This is a genomic window from Flavobacterium erigeronis (genome assembly GCF_054075165.1).
This window is the reverse complement of record NZ_JBSKGP010000010.1, coordinates 123594-141688: the sequence shown is the minus strand read 5'-3', so window position 1 is coordinate 141688 and position 18095 is coordinate 123594. Positions and strand designations below refer to the sequence as shown.

Below are 18095 nucleotides of genomic sequence, written 5' to 3'. Positions count from 1 at the left end.
ATTAAAATAATTATTTCAGACAAGCTTTTAAAATCGTAACCGGATGTTGGGCTATTCTGCTCGTTCCGTCAAAAATCTGATGGCGGCAGCTCGTTCCTGCAGCGGCTATTTCTGTTGTCGTTTCTGTTGCTCTGATTTTCGGAAACAGCGTATCTTCTCCCATCTTCATACTGATTTCGTAATGCTCTTTTTCGTAACCAAATGAACCCGCCATTCCGCAGCAGCCCGAATTATAAATGGTAACCGTATTATTTTTTGGAATATTCAGCATCGCAAAAGAAGCCTCAACACTGCTCAATGATTTTTGATGGCAGTGTCCGTGAATCTTTATATTTTTCTCTTTTTCAGAAAATTGTCCTGCGTGAATTTTTCCGTCTGTAATTTCTCTTTTGAAAAACTCTTCAACCGTAAAAGTGTTTTGGGCTATTTTTTCAGCACTCTCCTTATCTCCAGCCAATCGTAAATATTCATCTCTAAAAGTCAAAATTGCCGAAGGTTCAAGACCGATCAAAGGTGTGTTTTCTGAAATTATATTTTTAAAAGTATTGACGTTTTTATTAGCGATTTCTTGTGCTTCTTCTAGAAAACCTTTCGAAATAAAAGCTCTTCCGCTTTCTTCATGATCAATTACAATTACTCTGTAGCCTAGTTTTGTTAATAATTCGTAAGCATCAATTCCGACTGAAACATCGTAATAATTGGTAAATTCATCGCAGAAAAGATAAACGCTGCCGTTTTCAAAAGCGTTATTCGCATCAAGCTTCTTATTGGCTTGATACCATTTTCTAAACGTTTTTGGAGCCAGTAAAGGCACTTGTCTTTCAGGGGCAATTCCCATTCTTTTTTTAACGAAAGAAAGATTAGAAGCCCAATTGGTTACAGACGGCGCAATGCTTCCCAATTCATTCAATTTGGAATTGAAAGCAAATATTTTATTTCGGAAAGAAAAACCGTTTGCTTTCTGATATTGGTACAAAAATTCGGCTTTTAAAGTCGCTACATCCACATTACTCGGACATTCGCTAGCGCAGGCTTTACAGCTCACGCACAATTCAAATACCTTATATAATTCTTCGTGATCGAATTTATTTTCTTTTTCAGAATTCGTCAGATATTCGCGTAAAGCGTTGGCACGTGCGCGCGTAGTATCTTTTTCGTTTCTTGTAGCACGGTAACTCGGACATAAAGTGCCGCCCGCTGATGGCAATTTACGGCAATCGCCCGAACCATTGCATTTTTCTGCCGCTCGTAAAACTCCTAAACTATCAGAGAAATCCTGAATCGTTTTAATCTCCGGTTCTACTCTTCCGGCTTCAAAACGCAGGTTTTCATCCATTTTTGAAGCATTTACAATTTTCCCAACATTTAAAATAGTATCAGGATCAAATGCTTTTTTGATTCGTTTCAGCAATTCATAGTTTTTATCGCCAATCATAAAAGGTAAAAACTCTCCGCGCAAAATTCCGTCACCATGTTCACCGCTTAACGAGCCTCTGTATTTTTTTACCAAATGAGCCACTTCAGTCGATAAATTTCTAAACTGACGTAACCCATCTTTTGTTTTTAAATTGATTTTCGGACGCAAATGCAACTCTCCTGCTCCTGCGTGTGCATAATAAATCGCGCTTTGTCCTTGACTTTCCATCATGGCCGCAAATTCGGCGATATAATTTGGCAAATCGCTTAATTCAACTGCTGTGTCTTCAATAGAATCGGCGGCTTTGTCGTCTCCAACAATACTTCCTAAAAGTCCAAGACCCGCTTTTCGAACTTCGTTTACTTTGTCAATATCAGCTCCGTAAATTTTTGGCAAAGCATATCCGAAATTATTAATCTGAAGATCTTTAATCAAAGCATCAGCTTGCAGTTCGGCATCTTCCATACTAATGTGCGATCCCACTTCGAGCATGATAACTGCTTTTGGTTCGCCCACAATAAAAAATCGATTTTTGGACTGTTCTCTGTTGGTTTTGGTACAATCTAAAATCGTATCGTCCATCATTTCGCAAGTGTACAAATGATGTTTCATGGCTACAACGACAGCTTCTAGACTTTCTTGAATGGTGTGAAAATGCGCCACAACCATAATGTTATTCGTCGGCGGAAGATCGTCAGCTTTTAAAGTAACTTCTGTTGTAAAAGCCAAAGTTCCTTCGCTTCCGCAAAGCAGTTTTCCTAAATTGATGGTATTTTCTGTTCCCGAAAAAAGTTCTGATTTTAATAATGCATCAATGGCATAACCTGTATTTCGTCTGTGAATTTCTGGTTTTGGAAATTCTCTTAAAATTTCTTCCTGATTTTCTTTGTTCGAAAGCTCTTCGTAAATCGTTTTATAAATTTTACTTTCTAAAGAATCACCTTTTGTTTTCTCAATAAATTCTTCAGAAGTTAAATCTTTAAATACCGCTGTAGATCCGTCGCTTAAAACGGCTTTTATTTCTACAATTTTATCTCGAGTAACGCCGTAACGAATTGAGGTTGTTCCAGAAGAATTGTTTCCGACCATTCCGCCAATCATACATCTATTTGTGGTTGATGTTGTGGGTGCAAAAAATAATCCGTGCGGTTTTAAATATAAATTTAACTCGTCACGAATTACTCCCGGCTGAACGGTTACGGTTTTATTTTTAGGATCAAAAGCAACAATTTTATTGAAGTGTTTTGACACATCGACAATGATACCGCTTCCGACCGTTTGTCCCGCAAGCGAAGTTCCAGCTGTTCTTGGCGTTATTGAAATCTTATTTTTGGAAGCAAAACGAATAATATTAACAATATCATTTTCTGATTTCGGAATCGCCACGGCAAGAGGCATGATTCTATAAGCAGAGGCATCTGTGGCGTATATTTTTTTATGAAGTTCATCATAAAAAAGGGTTCCTTCTAAGGAGTTTTCTAATTCTTGTAGTTGAAGAGAATCGGACATTGAATTGGTTCTATTGCTTTTGGTTTTTTAATAATGTTTTATTTCTGAACTCAGTTTTAAAAACTGATCGATAATAAAACAAATTCTAATTTTAATTAGAAATCAATATTTATTAAAGTGCCTAGCTTTGAACTCCCTCCAAATGAAGCAATGGTTTTCATAAATATATTTGACTAACAATATTAGTTTTAACAAATATAGATACAAAAAAGAAACAAATACATTATTTTGCGTTTTTTAACATAATAAAATTACAAAAACGCAACAAAACGCAAAAAGTATTTTAGATACGTTTAGATTATAAGATAAAAACGCCAGATTTTCTATATTCGTCCAACCTTTCATCTTCAGGATCCAATTCGGTTACAATTGTGTCCAACTGCGTAAGATCGCAAACGCCGTGTGGCATTTTGGTATTTAATTTATTAGAAGCAAACATCGAAACTACTCTGTCAGAAGCTTCTATCATTGCTTTTTTCACTATAGAGATTTCGTAACCCACTTCTGTAAGCCCTTGCTTTATATTGATGCTACTGGCTCCGATAAAACAAATGTCGGCTTTAATTTTAGACACCACCTGAATTACATCCATACCTATTGTTACCATTGCATTTTTCTGCATTTTCCCTCCAATAAAAATCAGATCAATATTAGGATGCTGAGACAATTGCATCGCTATTGGTAAACTATAAGTATATATGGTAGCTTTTAAATCAGCAGGAATTAACTTCGCAAAAACCAAATTTGTACTTCCTCCACTCATTATAATAACCTGATCGTCATGAAGTAAAGACAATGCTTTTGTTACAATTTTCTTTTTCTCCTCTTCAGAAGTTATCGCAATGTCAAATACATTTGCAGGTTTTTCTTTAACTTGAACTGCACCGCCGTAGACCTTCTCCAACTGCTTTTTACTGTCCAATTCGTTCAAATCTCTTCTTATAGTATCTTCTGACAAATCGAGAGCCAAAGCTAAATCTGTTGTAACAACTTTTTGGTCTTCAATAAGCTTAGTCATTATATATTTATGTCTTTCGGCTTTCAGCATGTTTTTTATAAAAGTTAAAATTCATCACAAATATATCAAATATTTCAAATTATATCAGAAAAGACCCTTAAAACTGCAAAATCATGCATTTATTAAATTTTTAAAATAAATCAAATAAATAATTCGAATCAAAATTTGCGTTATTTTGCGTTATTTAAAATTATTTTCGAAAAATAATACAAAATAACGCATTTGTATGCAATAATTAAATATATTTGCTCAACAACAACCATAAAAAACCAGATTAATCATGAAAAAATTACTCTTTATTTCAGTGTTGTTTTTGTGCATTCAAACAATATTTGGACAAGCAAAAACGGTTACTGGAACAGTAAAAAACAAGAAGGATGGCTTTCCTCTTCCCGGAGTTAGTGTCCTTATTCAAGGAACATCAAATGGCACAACTACAGATTTTGATGGAAACTACAGCATTAGTGTTGCTCCTGGACGAAGCCTTAGTTTTAGCTACATGGGTTTTGAAACTGCGGTAGTGAAAGTTGAAGGACAACAGAAAATCAACGTTGACATGGCAGAAAGCGCTGCAAAGTTAGATGAAGTAGTTGTCGTGGGATTCTCTTCGCAAAAGAAAGCAAATCTTACTGGTGCAGTTGCTAAAGTTGATGTAAAAAAAGCTTTAGGAAGTATTCCTGTTACAGATATTACAAAAGGTCTTCAGGGAACTACTCCAGGACTTAATATTACTTATAATTCAGGTAGTATCGGTAAACAATCCAAAATAAATATTCGTGGAGCCGGAACTATTGTAAACGGAGAGGTTTCAGGATCGCCACTTATTTTAGTTGACGGTGTTCCAGGAGATCTTTCTTTATTAAATGCAGAAGATGTTGAATCGATGTCTGTACTTAAAGATGCAGCTTCTGCTTCTATTTATGGTGCACGTGCTGCATTTGGAGTTATATTAGTTACCACTAAAAGCGGTAAAAACGCAAAAGGCAAAGTACGATTTGCTTATAGCGTAAATACTGGTATTAGCAACCCAATTTCTTTGATTCAATTTAATGATCCTACAGTAGAGCTTCCTGCCATGATCGAGGCACAAGCTAGAGCGGGTAATGCCAATCCAGAGTCTTTTGGTATGAACTACAAAACATTATTGCCAGGTATCATTAACTGGAAAGAAAAATATGCTGCAACAAGAAATCCTAATGATAAAAATATGATTTTAGGAGAGGATTTTGACGTAATTGGCGGTAGAGAATATTTTTACAGAATCTGGGATCCGCACGCTGAAATGCTAAAAAAGAATGCTATACAAACGCTTCATAATTTATCGGCGCAAGGTTCTTTGGGAGAAAAAAGTTCGTTTATTGTTTCGTTAGGCCTTGCTAATCAAGATGGTGTAATGAAAATTAATACCGAAACCAATCAAAGATTCAGCCTTAATATGGGTATGACTACTCAATTAACAAGCTGGCTTACCGGAGATTTTAAAGTATTGGGAACTTTTCAAGAATATAATTCTCCTTTTAACTACTATAACAATGGTGTTGATACGGCTGGAAATGGATATTTTGGATACTACATGCGTTGGGGTTCTTATTTCCCTTATGGTACTTACAATGGCACTTATTTCAGACATGCGCCAGGTTATATGGCAAACGCATCTCAAAATGAGAATAAGTCAAATGATATGAGGATAAGCGGAAAACTTACGGCTCAAATTACAAAAGACTTTAATCTTATTGGAGAATATAGTATAAATAATAATTTTTCTAGTCTTAAAATGAATGGTGGACAAGTGCCGCTTTGGGACTGGTGGACAAGTGCTGCTGACTTAGTTGCAGGAAAACCTACCTCTATGGAAGTTGGAAATGATTTTGTTGCGCAAGCTAAAACATCTTACACTAGAAATGTAGCCAATATTTATGCAAATTATACTAAAACTTTGGGTGAAAACCACAACTTTAAAGCATTAGGAGGTTTAAACACAGAGTGGTACGATCAAGAAAGAACCTATGCGCGTAGAAATACACTTTTGGATAAAAACAAACCAGAGTTTAATCTAGCTATTGGTGATCAATTTACTGCACCTCTTGTGGCTAATGATATCTTAAACCCAGGTTTATCAAGATATGCCATTGCCGGATTCTTTGCACGTGTGAATTATGACTACAAAGGAAAATATCTTTTGGAGGTAAACGGACGTTATGACGGTTCGTCTAAATTCCCTACAAATGAGCAATGGGGATTCTTCCCTTCTGCTTCTGTTGGATACAGAATTTCGGAAGAAGCTTTCATGGAAGGTACAAAAAGCTGGTTAAATGATTTGAAAATTAGAGGATCTGTTGGTTCAATCGGAAATCAGAATATTGCTAACAATGCCTTTTTACCAGTTATGACTAACGTTACTACTAATCCTAACCCATATTGGATAGGAAGCGGTTCAACTGTTCCTCCAACTGTAAATCAGCCAACAAACGTTGATCCGAATTTAACTTGGGAAAAAGTAACTACTCAGGATATTGGTATCGATATTCGTATCTTTAATATGCTTGGATTGACTTTTGATTATTATCAAAGAGATACTAAAGGAATGTTGGCTCCTGGTAAAACGCTTCCAGGTTCATTTGGTCAGGCTGCTGCCAATACAAACTCTGGAAATTTAAGAACAAAAGGTTGGGAGCTTGCGCTTAACTTTAACAAACAAATCAACCAAAACATTAGCGTTTATGCAGATTTAACGCTTTCTGACAATACAACTGAAGTAACAGAATGGAACAACTCTGCGAAACTGATCTCAACTACATCTTTTTACGCAGGTCAAAAATTGGGCGAAATCTGGGGATTAGAAACAGATCGTTTGATTCAAACTACAGACCAAATTGATGCAACTGGATTAATCGTAAATGGTGTTGATTATAAAAATATTAGAACTGGTGCTTTCAAATTTGGCGCTGGAGATGTAATGTATAAAGATTTAGATGGCGATGGTGTAATCTCAAGAGGAGACGGAACAGCTCTTAAACCTGGAGATTTAAAAGTTATTGGTAATACAACTCCTCGTTACCAATACGGAATTCGTTTAGGAGGTGCTTTATACGGATTTGACGTTGATGCTTTCTTTCAAGGAGTTGGTAAACGTGAATACTGGGCAACTTCAGATTTAGTATTGCCATTCTACAATAGAACAGATGCTATGTATGTAAACCAGAATGATTACTGGACACCAGAAAACACAGATGCTTATTTCCCTAATCCATATCCTAACCATGCTGGAAATGCTTTTGGAACTTATGCACCTGGATCTAACAACTTTGTGGCACAGTCACGTTATTTATTAGACATGTCTTATTTACGTTTAAAATCAGTAACGATTGGATATACTTTTCCTAAAAGCATTACCGAAAAAATCGGAATCGATAAAATTAGACCGTACGTTTCTGGCTTAAACTTAGCAACTTGGAAAAGCAGCAAATTGCCAGTAGATCCTGAAATCAATGAAACTGAAGCGGCATGGGGAAGAACTTTCCCTTATTCTAAAACGATATCATTTGGTATTCAACTTGCTTTCTAAAAAAGGTATTTAAAATTTAAAAAATTAATCAAAATGAGAAAATATATAACAAACTCTAGGATAAAACTAACAGTTGCCTTGTTCGCTATTGCAAGTGTAACAGTTAGCTGTTCAGATTTTTTGGACACTCCACCTGAAGATGTGTTTACAGATGACAATTTCTGGACTTCAGAAAATAACGTAAAAACATTCTCTTGGTTGAACTATAATACCTTTAACGGTTATGGAAATAATGCAGGTACTACAGCTGACTTCTATTTTCATTCAGGAACAGGTTTAATAGATGACAATCTAGCTAATAACGTTTTTACCAACTTTCCAACGGCTCCAAATGCAACTAATGCAAACTGGAACGAATACTACACTTTGATTCGCCGTTGTAATCTTATGCTAGCAAGAGTACCTAATGTGCCAATGGATCAGGCAAAGAAAAATCACTACATAGGGGTTGCTAAATTCTTTAGAGCGCATACTTATTTCCGTTTGGCACAGCAGTTTGGCGATGTTCCTTATACAGATGAATATTTAGCTCAAAGTGATGCTAACGTATATAAACCAGCTTTATCAAGAGCAGAAGTGGTAGACAATGTAATTAAAGATTTGGAAGAAGCAATTCCGATGTTATTAAACGTTGATGACAGCAATGTTACTGTAAATAAATATACTGCTTATGCCTTATTAAGCCGCGTGTGTTTAAGTGAAGGTACTTACAGAAAATACAATGGTGGACAGAATGGAAATGCTTATCTTCAGAAAGCAAAAGACGCTTCTTTAGCAGTAATGAACAATAGTTTGTACAAATTAAACGCAGATTGGAAATCACTTTATAATTCTGTCGAATTATTAGGAAATGCTGAAGTAATCTTGACAAAGAGATACATCAAAGGTGTTTTAGGAAATTCTGTACAAGCCTATACCAATACTTCTACAGTTCAAAACGGATTGACAAAATTTGCTGCACAAAGTTATGTAACGACTAATGGATTGCCAATCAAACAAGCGGGCAATACTCAATATTTAGGAGATAACACTATTGCCAATACTTTTGCCAACAGAGATCCGCGATTTGCTAAAGCATTTAGCAATGTAGATTATGCTTATTCTGATAAACCTTATACTGGTTTGACCTCTATTACGGGTTATGTGTTCCAGTTATACAACAATCCTGCTACAACAGGTACGGAGGTTTCAACAATTGGCCAAAATCAAATTGACGCTCCAGTTTTCACACTAAGCGAAGTGTATTTAAATTATGCTGAAGCTTGTGCAGAATTAGGAACGATCACTACTGCAGATCTTAATTTATCTATTAACAAAGTTCGTACACGTGCAGGAATTGCTACTTTGACGACGGATGGTACAAATGCTTCTGTTAACGGAGTACAAATAGATGATCCACAAAGAACAGCAGCATTAGAACAAATTTCAGGAATTGTTAATCCAATTATATGGGAAATTCGTCGTGAGCGTAGAATCGAATTTATGAGCTGGACTACAATGAGAAAAGAAGATCTTATGCGTTGGAAAAAAGGAGATTACTTAGATACAAATGCTAATCCTGATGTTGCTTTAGGAGCTAAAATACCTGCTTTGATAGGAACTAATTCTAAAACAAAAGTAAACGCAGAAGGATATGTAATTCCTTATGCTGCAGGTGTTACAAGACCATTTGTTTCTCCAAAAAATTACTTAACTGCTATACCTACAAATGACATCAGTTTATACGCTGCAGAAGGTGTAGAATTAAAACAAAATCCAGGCTGGTAATACACTTAAAAACCAGATAATTGCCCCATAATAAACTGCCTCTGAAATGAGAAATTTTAGAGGCAGTATTTTAAAATACTCTTTTTTAAACAAAACGAGACTGGTAAAAAAGACCCAATAAAATTTCGCCCTGAAAATTCAGGCTTTCAAATCTTAGTTTTTTAGATTCCCCAATCTACTTTAAACATTCATATATACTCCGATAAAATAGTAATTTTATTAGTCCATTTTGTCTTAACTAATAAACTGTATTTAAAATGATAAAATTTATAGCAAAAAGCGCTTTTGTTGCAGCCTTTCTATTTTCTGCACCGTCCTATTCGACGGTAAATCGATCAATGGAAAGCAATAGTTCAGAAGAAATTAATTACGCTGCAATAAAAACCGGAGCCGATAATTACGAAAAATATTTACCTCTTTTAAAAAATAAAAAAGTTGGAATCGTAACCAACCAGACTGGAATTTTAACCAATAAAACCCATGTGGTTGATTTTCTTTTGGAGAAAAAAATCGCAGTTCAAACCATTTTTGCTCCCGAACACGGATTTAGAGGAACCGCTGATGCTGGAGAACATATCGTAGACGGAAAAGATCCGAAAACGGGTTTGCCGATTATCTCGCTTTATGGCGACAATAAAAAACCAAAACCAGCGCAGCTATCTGGTCTTGATGTTATGATTTTTGATCTTCAAGATGTTGGTGCGAGATTCTACACTTATATTTCTTCGTTGCATTATGTAATGGAAGCTTGTGCAGAAAATAACATTCCGCTTATTGTTTTAGATCGTCCAAATCCAAATGGTGCTATTGTAGACGGACCACTTTTAGAAAAAGAATTTACAAGTTTTGTGGGCATGCACCCTATTCCACTCCTTCACGGAATGACAATTGGCGAATACGCACAAATGGTAAATGGACAAAAATGGCTGAAAGATGGCGCTCAATGCAAACTAACCGTAATTCCTTGTGTTGATTATAAAAGAACAATGCCATACAGTTTATTGGTAAAACCGTCTCCGAATTTGCCTAACGACCAATCGATAAATCTATATGCCAGTTTATGCCTTTTTGAAGGAACAAACGTAAGTATGGGACGCGGAACCGAAAAGCAATTTCAAATTTACGGTTCGCCTTATTTAACTAAAACAAATTTCAGCTTTACACCGAAACCTAATTTTGGAGCAAAAGATCCTTTATATAACGGAAAAGAATGTTTTGGCGAAGACTTAACAGCGTATCCAAAACTAAAACAGCTAGAACTGAAATGGCTGATTAAAGCCTACCAAAACACCAGCGACAAAACAAAATTCTTTAACGGATTTTTCACCAAACTGGCTGGAACAAAAAAATTACAGCAGCAAATTGAAAGCGGTGTTTCTGAAAGTGAGATCAGAAAAACATGGCAAAAAGACCTTGAAGTTTTCAAAAAAATGCGAACAAAATATCTGATTTATAAATAATATTTCTAATTCAGTTTCCTTAGACTTAATTTTTTAAACAATAGAAACATAGATTTTATAGACTTACAAAAAAGCGTTTCATTAGCATAAACACACACATATATATTGCTATAGCAGAAATGTATTTCTCTTTGGTTTTCCTTATTAAAGATTGGTTACCTTTTATATATAAATCAAAAACTGTGTTTCTATGTTTAAAAATTAAATTCCATTCTAGATAAAAAGAGCAAACTATTAATGTAAAAATAGAGATCCTGAAATTGAAAAATTTTAGTTTCAAAAATCAAAAAAAAGAAAAATGAAAAATAAAAATCCTGAAACTGAACAAGAATCTTTGTACAAAGACTTGGATCAAATGAGCGTGAAAGAACTTCTTACCAACATTAATACAGAAGACAAAAAAGTTCCGCATATTATTGAAGAACAGATTCCTAAAATAGAAAAACTAGTTAAAGCCATTGTAAAAAAAATGCAATTGGGCGGAAGATTATTTTATATCGGAGCAGGAACTTCTGGAAGAATCGGAATTTTAGATGCGTCAGAATGTCCGCCTACTTTTGGCGTTCCGCATGATATGATTATCGGAATTATTGCAGGTGGCGACACTGCGATTAGAAAAGCAGTTGAAAATGCAGAAGATGATACCGAACAAGCTTGGAAAGATTTAGCCAAATTTGAAATTTCGAGCTTAGATATGATCATCGGAATTGCAGCTTCTGGAAACACGCCTTACGTTTTGGGAGCTCTTAAAAAAGCAAAAGAACACAACATCAAAACAGGAAGTATTTCTTGCATCAGCAACGGACTTATTGCACAAGAAGCTGATTATCCTATCGAACTAATTGTAGGTCCTGAATTCTTAACAGGAAGTACGAGAATGAAAGCAGGAACGGCTCAAAAATTGACTTTGAATATGATTTCTACTTCGGTAATGATCAAACTTGGAAAAGTAAAAGGCAACAAAATGGTTGATATGCAATTGTCTAATGAAAAATTAGTAAAACGCGCTATCAAAATGATTATGGAAGAATTGGAAATTGAGCATGATCTAGCCGAAGAATTATTGCATAAACACAAAAGCGTGAGAGCTGTTTTAATGGCGCACAGCAAAAATCAGGAAAACTAAAAACCACATTATCAAAATCTTTTATAGATTTATACAAATTCAAAAGCTGGATAAATTCATTTTTTGGAGTTTTTAACACCGACCTGACAGAGTAAAATCCGTCAGGTCAATTAAAAAAACTATGTGCATTTAAATTAGTGAAACGCCTTTTTAAATTTGTATGATCTATGTTTCTATGTGTTGAAAACAATTAAACCAAACAGATTTAGATAATTTATAAAAAACCAAAAAACTACCAAATTATAAAATGACACCAAGTACCATTCTTCTATTAATTATAATTTATTTCGGAACCTTATTTTATATCTCGCACAGAGTCAGCAAGAAAGACAGCGGAAACGAAGCATTCTTTACAGCCAATAAAAATTCAAAATGGTATTTAGTTGCTTTCGGAATGATTGGAACAGCGCTTTCTGGTGTGACTTTCATTTCGGTTCCTGGAGAAGTTGGCGCTGCCAGCGGAGAGCAATTCAAATATTTTCAGTTTGTTTTGGGTAATGCATTAGGTTTTATCGTCATAACCAAATTATTATTGCCTTTGTATTATAGAATGAATCTGACTTCTATTTATGGTTATATCGAACAGAGAATGGGCGTTTTTAGCTATAAAACAGCTGCATCTATTTTCTTAATCAGCCGAACGATCAGCTCGGCGTTTAGACTTTATTTGGTTGTCATTGTTTTACAGCGTTTTGTGTTTGACTTTTATAATATTCCGTTTGCTTTTACGGTTATGATTTCTTTACTATTAATTTTCTCTTATACCTACAGAGGCGGATTAAAAACGATTATTATTACTGATACTTTACAGACTTTCTTTTTGGTGACTTCTGTTTTCTTAACGATTTACTTCATCTGCGACCGAATGGATTTAAGCGCCATCACCGCTTTTGAAGAAGTAAAAAACAGTAATTATTCTAAGATATTTTTCTTCGATGATTTTATGGGAAGTAAGTTTCATTTCGTTAAACAAATTTTAGGCGGAATGTTTGTAACTATCGCTATGACAGGTCTGGATCAGGATTTAATGCAAAAAAACTTGAGCTGTAAAAACATTGGCGAAGCACAAAAAAACATGTTCACTTTTACAGGAATTTTTGTCATCATCAATATTTTCTTTTTGAGCGTTGGTGCGTTGTTGTACATCTACGCCAACAAAAACGGAATCGCTGTTCCAACAGATTTAGTAACAGGAAAACCAAGAACCGATTTGTTATTTCCAGAAATTGCTTTAAATCACTTGGCGCTTGTTCCTGCAATTGTTTTTTTATTGGGAATTATTGCGGCGACTTTTGCTACGACAGATTCAGCTTTAACAGCTTTGACCACTTCTTTCTGCGTTGACTTTTTAGGAATGGACAAAGCAGAAAACAGCCATAAGAAAAACACCGTGAAGATTAGACATTTAGTACACATCAGTTTCTCTATTTTGGTGTTTTTTATCATTTTGATTTTTAATGCAATAAACGACAGTTCTGTTGTCGGCATGATTTTCAAAGTCGCTTCGTATACTTATGGTCCGTTATTAGGATTATACGCTTTTGGTTTGTTCCAAAAATCAAGAAATGTAAATGACAAACTAGTGCCGATAATCTGTTTATTGTCTCCATTTTTCACTTATTTAATTAATGAAAATTCGAAACTTTTATTTGCAGGATATGTTTTTGATAATGAATTAATCGTGCTAAACGGATTAATAACGTATCTAGGATTATATCTGACAAGCTCTAAAACGAGCGAAAAAATAAGCTTCTAATACAGTGGAATCAATTTGGATTTCTTACTTAAATTCAAATTGATTTTAAAAAATAATTATATGAAAAATTCATTCCTAAAAATCAGTTTATACGCCACTTTTATATTTTTAATAACCAATTGTGCTTCTAAAAAAAATACCGTAACCGATGCTAAAAAGGATCTTCCTGTAAAAGACACCGTTGTTTATGTTCAAAAAAATAGTGCCGAGAAAAAAACTTTCTTTAAAGATTCTGATAAAGAAACCGCTTGGGTTGACAGCATTTACAACAAAATGACAGTGCAGGAAAAAATTGGCCAGCTGTTTATGGTTTCCGCCTATTCGAACAAAGATTCGGTACACGTTAATCAGATTAGCAAACTGATTGAAGATTATAAAATAGGAAACGTTATTTTCTTTCAAGGCGGGCCCGTTCGCCAAGCAAAATTGACCAATTTATATCAGTCTAAAGCAAAAGTGCCTTTGATGATCGGAATCGATGCCGAATGGGGATTAGCCATGCGTTTAGACTCCACTTATCGTTATCCTTGGAATATGACTTTGGGCGCGATACAGGATTTGAGTTTAATTGAAAAAGTGGGAAGAAATATGGCTACCGAAAACAAAAGAATCGGCGTTCATTTTAACTTTGCGCCTGTTTTGGATATTAATACAAATCCTAAAAACCCGATTATTGGAAACCGTTCTTTTGGTGAAGATAAAGTAAATGTAACCGAAAAAGCTTTAGCCTTAATGAAAGGAATTCAAGGCAATGGCGTTTTCTGTACAGGAAAACATTTTCCAGGCCATGGCGACACTTCAACCGATTCGCATCATGCCTTGCCAACAGTTAATTTCACTAAAGAAAGAATGGATTTAGTCGAATTATATCCATACAAAAAATTATTTGACGAAGGTTTAGCTTCTGTAATGGTCGCGCATCTTAATATTCCTAGTTTAGAATCACAGCCAAATTGTCCTTCTTCTGCTTCTTATAATGTGGTGACGAATTTGCTACAAAAAGAATTAGGTTTCAACGGATTGATTTTTACAGACGGTTTAGCGATGAAAGGCGCTGCCAATTTTAAAGGCCCTGGCGATTTGGAAATTGCCGTTCTTTTGGCTGGAAATGATATTTTACTTTGTCCAGAAAATGTGCCTGTAGCTTTCCAAAAACTGGAAGTGGCTTACAACGAAAATGTAATTACTGAAGAAAGATTAGCACATTCAGTTAAAAAAATATTGCATTTCAAATACAAAGCGGGCTTAAACAAATACAAACCGATTGATTTGAATAATTTGTATGAAGATTTGAATCCGACGCAAAATGATGCGCTGCATTATAAATTGTATGAAAATGCCATTACCGTTTTAAAAAATGAAAAAGAGATTCTTCCGATAAAAGATTTAAGCGAAAAAATTGCGTACATCAAATTGGGCGAAGATACCAACAGCACTTTTGTTTCGACTTTAAAAAAATATACCAATATTACAGAAGTTAAAGACACCAATCTGGACAGTTTAAATAAGGAATTGAGAAAATTTGACAAGGTTATTATCAGTTATCATAAAGTAAATAAAGCTTGGGAAAAACAAGAATTTACTTTAACCGAAATGCTTTGGCTGAAAGAAATTGCAAAACACAACGACGTAATTTTAGACATTTTTGCAAAACCGTATTCGCTATTATCTATCAAAGATTTTGATGATATTGAAGGATTAGTCGTTTCATATCAAAACTTAGATATTAGTCAAGTGGTTTCTGCAGAATTGCTTTTTGGAGCCATTGAAGCCAAAGGAAAACTGCCTGTTTCAATTAATGATTCCTTTCATGTAAATGATGGTTTAACGACCGAAAAACTAAACCGACTTGCTTTTACAGCTCCAGAAAATGCGGGAATGAATCCTGCCATTTTATCTAAAATAGATGCTGTGGCACAAAAAGCAATTGACGGAAAAATGGCTCCAGGAATGCAGGTTTTGGTAGCGAGAAAAGGGAACGTAATTTTTCAGAAATCGTACGGAGCACAAACGTATGATAATGGAAAAAAAGTAACTGATTCTGATTTGTACGATGTGGCTTCGATTTCAAAAATGATTTCGACACTTCCAAATGTGATGCAATTGTATGATAAAGAAAAAGTTACGCTAGACACCAAACTAAAAGACATGGTGCCGTTTTTTGCCAAGACCAATAAAGAAAACATCACTTTCAAAGATTTATTAAACCATTACGCAGGACTTCAAGCTTGGATTCCGTTTTACAAAGCCACATTAGACATCAATAATCAGCCTTCTGAAAAATATTATAGAAAAATAGCAGGTCCAGGTTTTACCACTAAAGTTGCCGAGAATCTTTATATTCGAAATGACTATCACGACACGATTATGAAAATCATTGCTGAAAGTCCTGTTTCTCCAAAAAAAGAATACAAATACAGCGATTTTACTTTTATCATTTTAAAAGAGTATTTAGAAAGAAAAATGCATAAAAAGCTCGAAGATTTGAGCAAAGAAAACTTCTACAGCACATTAGGAATGACCAATACGCTTTACAATCCGCTGGACCGATTTGACAAAAGCAGTATTGCGCCAACTGAAATTGATAATTATTTCAGACATCAAGTAATTCAAGGTTACGTGCACGACATGGCAGCCGCGATGGAAGGCGGGGTTGCAGGACATGCCGGAATTTTTTCGAACAGTATGGATGTTGCCAAAATGATGCAGCTATTTTTACAGAAAGGAAATTACGGCGGAATTCAATATTTTTCCCCGCAAACTTTTGATGCTTTCAACACTTGCTATTACAAAAACGAAGGAGTTCTAAGAGGTTTAGGATTTGATAAAAGAGTTCACAAAGGCGGGCCAACTTGCGACTGTGTTTCTGAAGCAAGTTTCGGACACACCGGTTTTACAGGAAACATGGCTTGGGCAGATCCAGAAACCGAAATTGTATATGTTTTTCTATCCAACAGAACATATCCTGAAGTAGTTAACGACGAAAATAAATTAGCAAAAGGAAAAATAAGAGAAGAAATTCAACAAATAATTCAAGATGCAATAATGAAATAAATTCCAAATTTTAAATTCCAAAATCAGAAATCAGAAATCTAAAATCAGAAATCTAAAATATCTAACCCATGACAAAAGAACGTTTAACCTCACTCGATGTCTTTAGAGGATTTACCATTTTCTTGATGACAATCGTCAATAATCCGGGAAGCTGGTCATCTATTTATCCGCCTTTAGAACATGCTGAATGGCATGGCTGTACGCCTACTGACTTAGTTTTCCCGTTTTTTGTTTTTATAATGGGAACAGCGATTCCGTTTGCAATGCCTGTAAAACATTTTGACGGAAGCGTTTTCAATAAAATCTTAGTCCGTTCCCTTCGAATTTTCTGTTTAGGATTATTTTTAAGTGTTTTCAGCAGAATCCATTTATTTGGTTTAGAAGGAATTCCGTTATTAGGAGTGAGATTAGTAATTGCTTTTGCAGTGGCTTACGCGCTCTTAGGAAACTTCACTATGAAAGTGAAAACTATTCTTGCAGTAGGAATCTTTATAATACTAATTGGACTTTCATTTAGCGGATTAGAACATTTTGAAGACACAAGAATTCCTGGAGTTCTACAGCGAATTGCCATTGTGTATTTCTTTACTTCAATTTTGTATTTAAAGACCAATTTAAAAACACAGCTTTTAGTTTTAGCGACACTTTTAATCGGATATTGGCTTTTAATGGCTTTTGTTCCCGTTCCAGGATTTGGTCCTGCCAATTTCGACAAAGGAACCAATCTGGCAGCTTGGGTAGATGATACTTTTTTAAACGGTCATTTATGGGCATCGTCTAAAACTTGGGATCCAGAAGGAATCTTGAGCACGCTGCCAGCAATTGGAACTGGAATTTTAGGAATGTATATCGGACAGCTTTTAAACTTATCGATTACTAAAATCGAAATCGTAAAAAAGACGGCTATAACAGGAGTTGCGTTAGTAATTGGCGGTTTAATTTGGAACATCTTCTTCCCGATCAACAAATCGCTTTGGACAAGTTCTTATGTTTTATATACCGCTGGAATTGCGACAATTTGCTTAACGCTTTTATACTACATAATCGATATTAAAGGTCATAAAAAATGGACGAAATTATTCTTGATTTGGGGTGTAAATCCGATGATTGTGTTTTTCTTTTCTGGAATAATTCCGAGAGTTTTAAGTTCGATAAAAGTAGCCAATCCTGAAACTGCTGGAGAAGAAATTGGACTTCAGGCTTATATTTATGATCATGCAATTGTGCCTTGTTTTGAAAATCCGATGAATGCTTCGCTGGCTTATGCTTTGTCTTATGCGGTTTTCTGGTCGTTTATTTTATGGATTTTCTATAAAAAGAAACTGATTTTTAAAGTCTAATCTAATATTCCGTAGGAATATCTCATCGGTATAAAATATATGTTTTTTTCATGGTGTTCTGTAGGAACACCTGATTTTATTGA

At 34.9% G+C, this 18095-nt stretch carries 9 protein-coding genes; 7 read left to right on the top strand and 2 right to left on the bottom strand.

The genetic code is table 11. From position 1 onward, the window contains the following. Window positions 1–10: 10 nt before the first annotated feature. Window positions 11–2926, bottom strand: a complete 2916-nt coding sequence (locus ACWA1F_RS19340; protein WP_456896071.1) for an FAD-binding and (Fe-S)-binding domain-containing protein — start codon at window positions 2924–2926, stop codon at window positions 11–13. 298 nt (window positions 2927–3224) lie between these two features. Then, entirely contained in the window at window positions 3225–3974 is a 750-nt protein-coding gene (locus ACWA1F_RS19335) for a DeoR/GlpR family DNA-binding transcription regulator (protein ID WP_306155942.1), read from the bottom strand. Window positions 3975–4224: 250 nt separating this feature from the next. Between ACWA1F_RS19335 and ACWA1F_RS19330 the strand changes: the two genes are divergently transcribed. The 7 genes from ACWA1F_RS19330 to ACWA1F_RS19300 all read left to right on the top strand — a co-directional run bounded on the left by ACWA1F_RS19330 (window position 4225) and on the right by ACWA1F_RS19300 (window position 18012). Further along, window positions 4225–7509: a SusC/RagA family TonB-linked outer membrane protein gene (locus tag ACWA1F_RS19330; protein WP_456896068.1), complete on the top strand. Its 3285-nt coding sequence runs from the start codon at window positions 4225–4227 to the stop codon at window positions 7507–7509. Window positions 7510–7542: 33 nt separating this feature from the next. Next, a complete protein-coding gene (locus tag ACWA1F_RS19325) occupies window positions 7543–9276 on the top strand; it encodes a RagB/SusD family nutrient uptake outer membrane protein (RefSeq protein ID WP_456896066.1) in 1734 nt (577 codons plus the stop codon). Between the two features lie 257 nt (window positions 9277–9533). Next, entirely contained in the window at window positions 9534–10736 is a 1203-nt protein-coding gene (locus ACWA1F_RS19320; protein WP_456896064.1) for an exo-beta-N-acetylmuramidase NamZ family protein, read from the top strand. A gap of 298 nt (window positions 10737–11034) precedes the next feature. Beyond that, on the top strand, window positions 11035–11862 hold the full coding sequence (murQ, locus tag ACWA1F_RS19315) for an N-acetylmuramic acid 6-phosphate etherase (RefSeq protein ID WP_456896062.1): 828 nt from the start codon (window positions 11035–11037) through the stop codon (window positions 11860–11862). Window positions 11863–12109: 247 nt separating this feature from the next. Then, entirely contained in the window at window positions 12110–13618 is a 1509-nt protein-coding gene (locus ACWA1F_RS19310) for a sodium:solute symporter (protein ID WP_456896060.1), read from the top strand. A gap of 60 nt (window positions 13619–13678) precedes the next feature. Then, window positions 13679–16672, top strand: coding sequence for a glycoside hydrolase family 3 N-terminal domain-containing protein (locus ACWA1F_RS19305; RefSeq protein ID WP_456896058.1), 2994 nt, complete (start codon window positions 13679–13681; stop codon window positions 16670–16672). A 68-nt stretch (window positions 16673–16740) separates the two neighbouring features. Then, entirely contained in the window at window positions 16741–18012 is a 1272-nt protein-coding gene (locus ACWA1F_RS19300; protein WP_456896056.1) for an acyltransferase family protein, read from the top strand. The last annotated feature ends 83 nt before the right edge of the window (window positions 18013–18095 follow it).

Excerpts from the sequence above, each read along its gene's own strand:
- ACWA1F_RS19340 (WP_456896071.1), bottom strand. The coding sequence starts at position 2,926 with ATGTCCGATTCTCTTCAACTACAAGAATTAGAAAACTCCTTAGAAGGA.
- ACWA1F_RS19335 (WP_306155942.1), bottom strand. The coding sequence starts at position 3,974 with ATGCTGAAAGCCGAAAGACATAAATATATAATGACTAAGCTTATTGAA.
- ACWA1F_RS19330 (WP_456896068.1), top strand. The coding sequence starts at position 4,225 with ATGAAAAAATTACTCTTTATTTCAGTGTTGTTTTTGTGCATTCAAACA.
- ACWA1F_RS19325 (WP_456896066.1), top strand. The coding sequence starts at position 7,543 with ATGAGAAAATATATAACAAACTCTAGGATAAAACTAACAGTTGCCTTG.
- ACWA1F_RS19320 (WP_456896064.1), top strand. The coding sequence starts at position 9,534 with ATGATAAAATTTATAGCAAAAAGCGCTTTTGTTGCAGCCTTTCTATTT.
- murQ (WP_456896062.1), top strand. The coding sequence starts at position 11,035 with ATGAAAAATAAAAATCCTGAAACTGAACAAGAATCTTTGTACAAAGAC.
- ACWA1F_RS19310 (WP_456896060.1), top strand. The coding sequence starts at position 12,110 with ATGACACCAAGTACCATTCTTCTATTAATTATAATTTATTTCGGAACC.
- ACWA1F_RS19305 (WP_456896058.1), top strand. The coding sequence starts at position 13,679 with ATGAAAAATTCATTCCTAAAAATCAGTTTATACGCCACTTTTATATTT.
- ACWA1F_RS19300 (WP_456896056.1), top strand. The coding sequence starts at position 16,741 with ATGACAAAAGAACGTTTAACCTCACTCGATGTCTTTAGAGGATTTACC.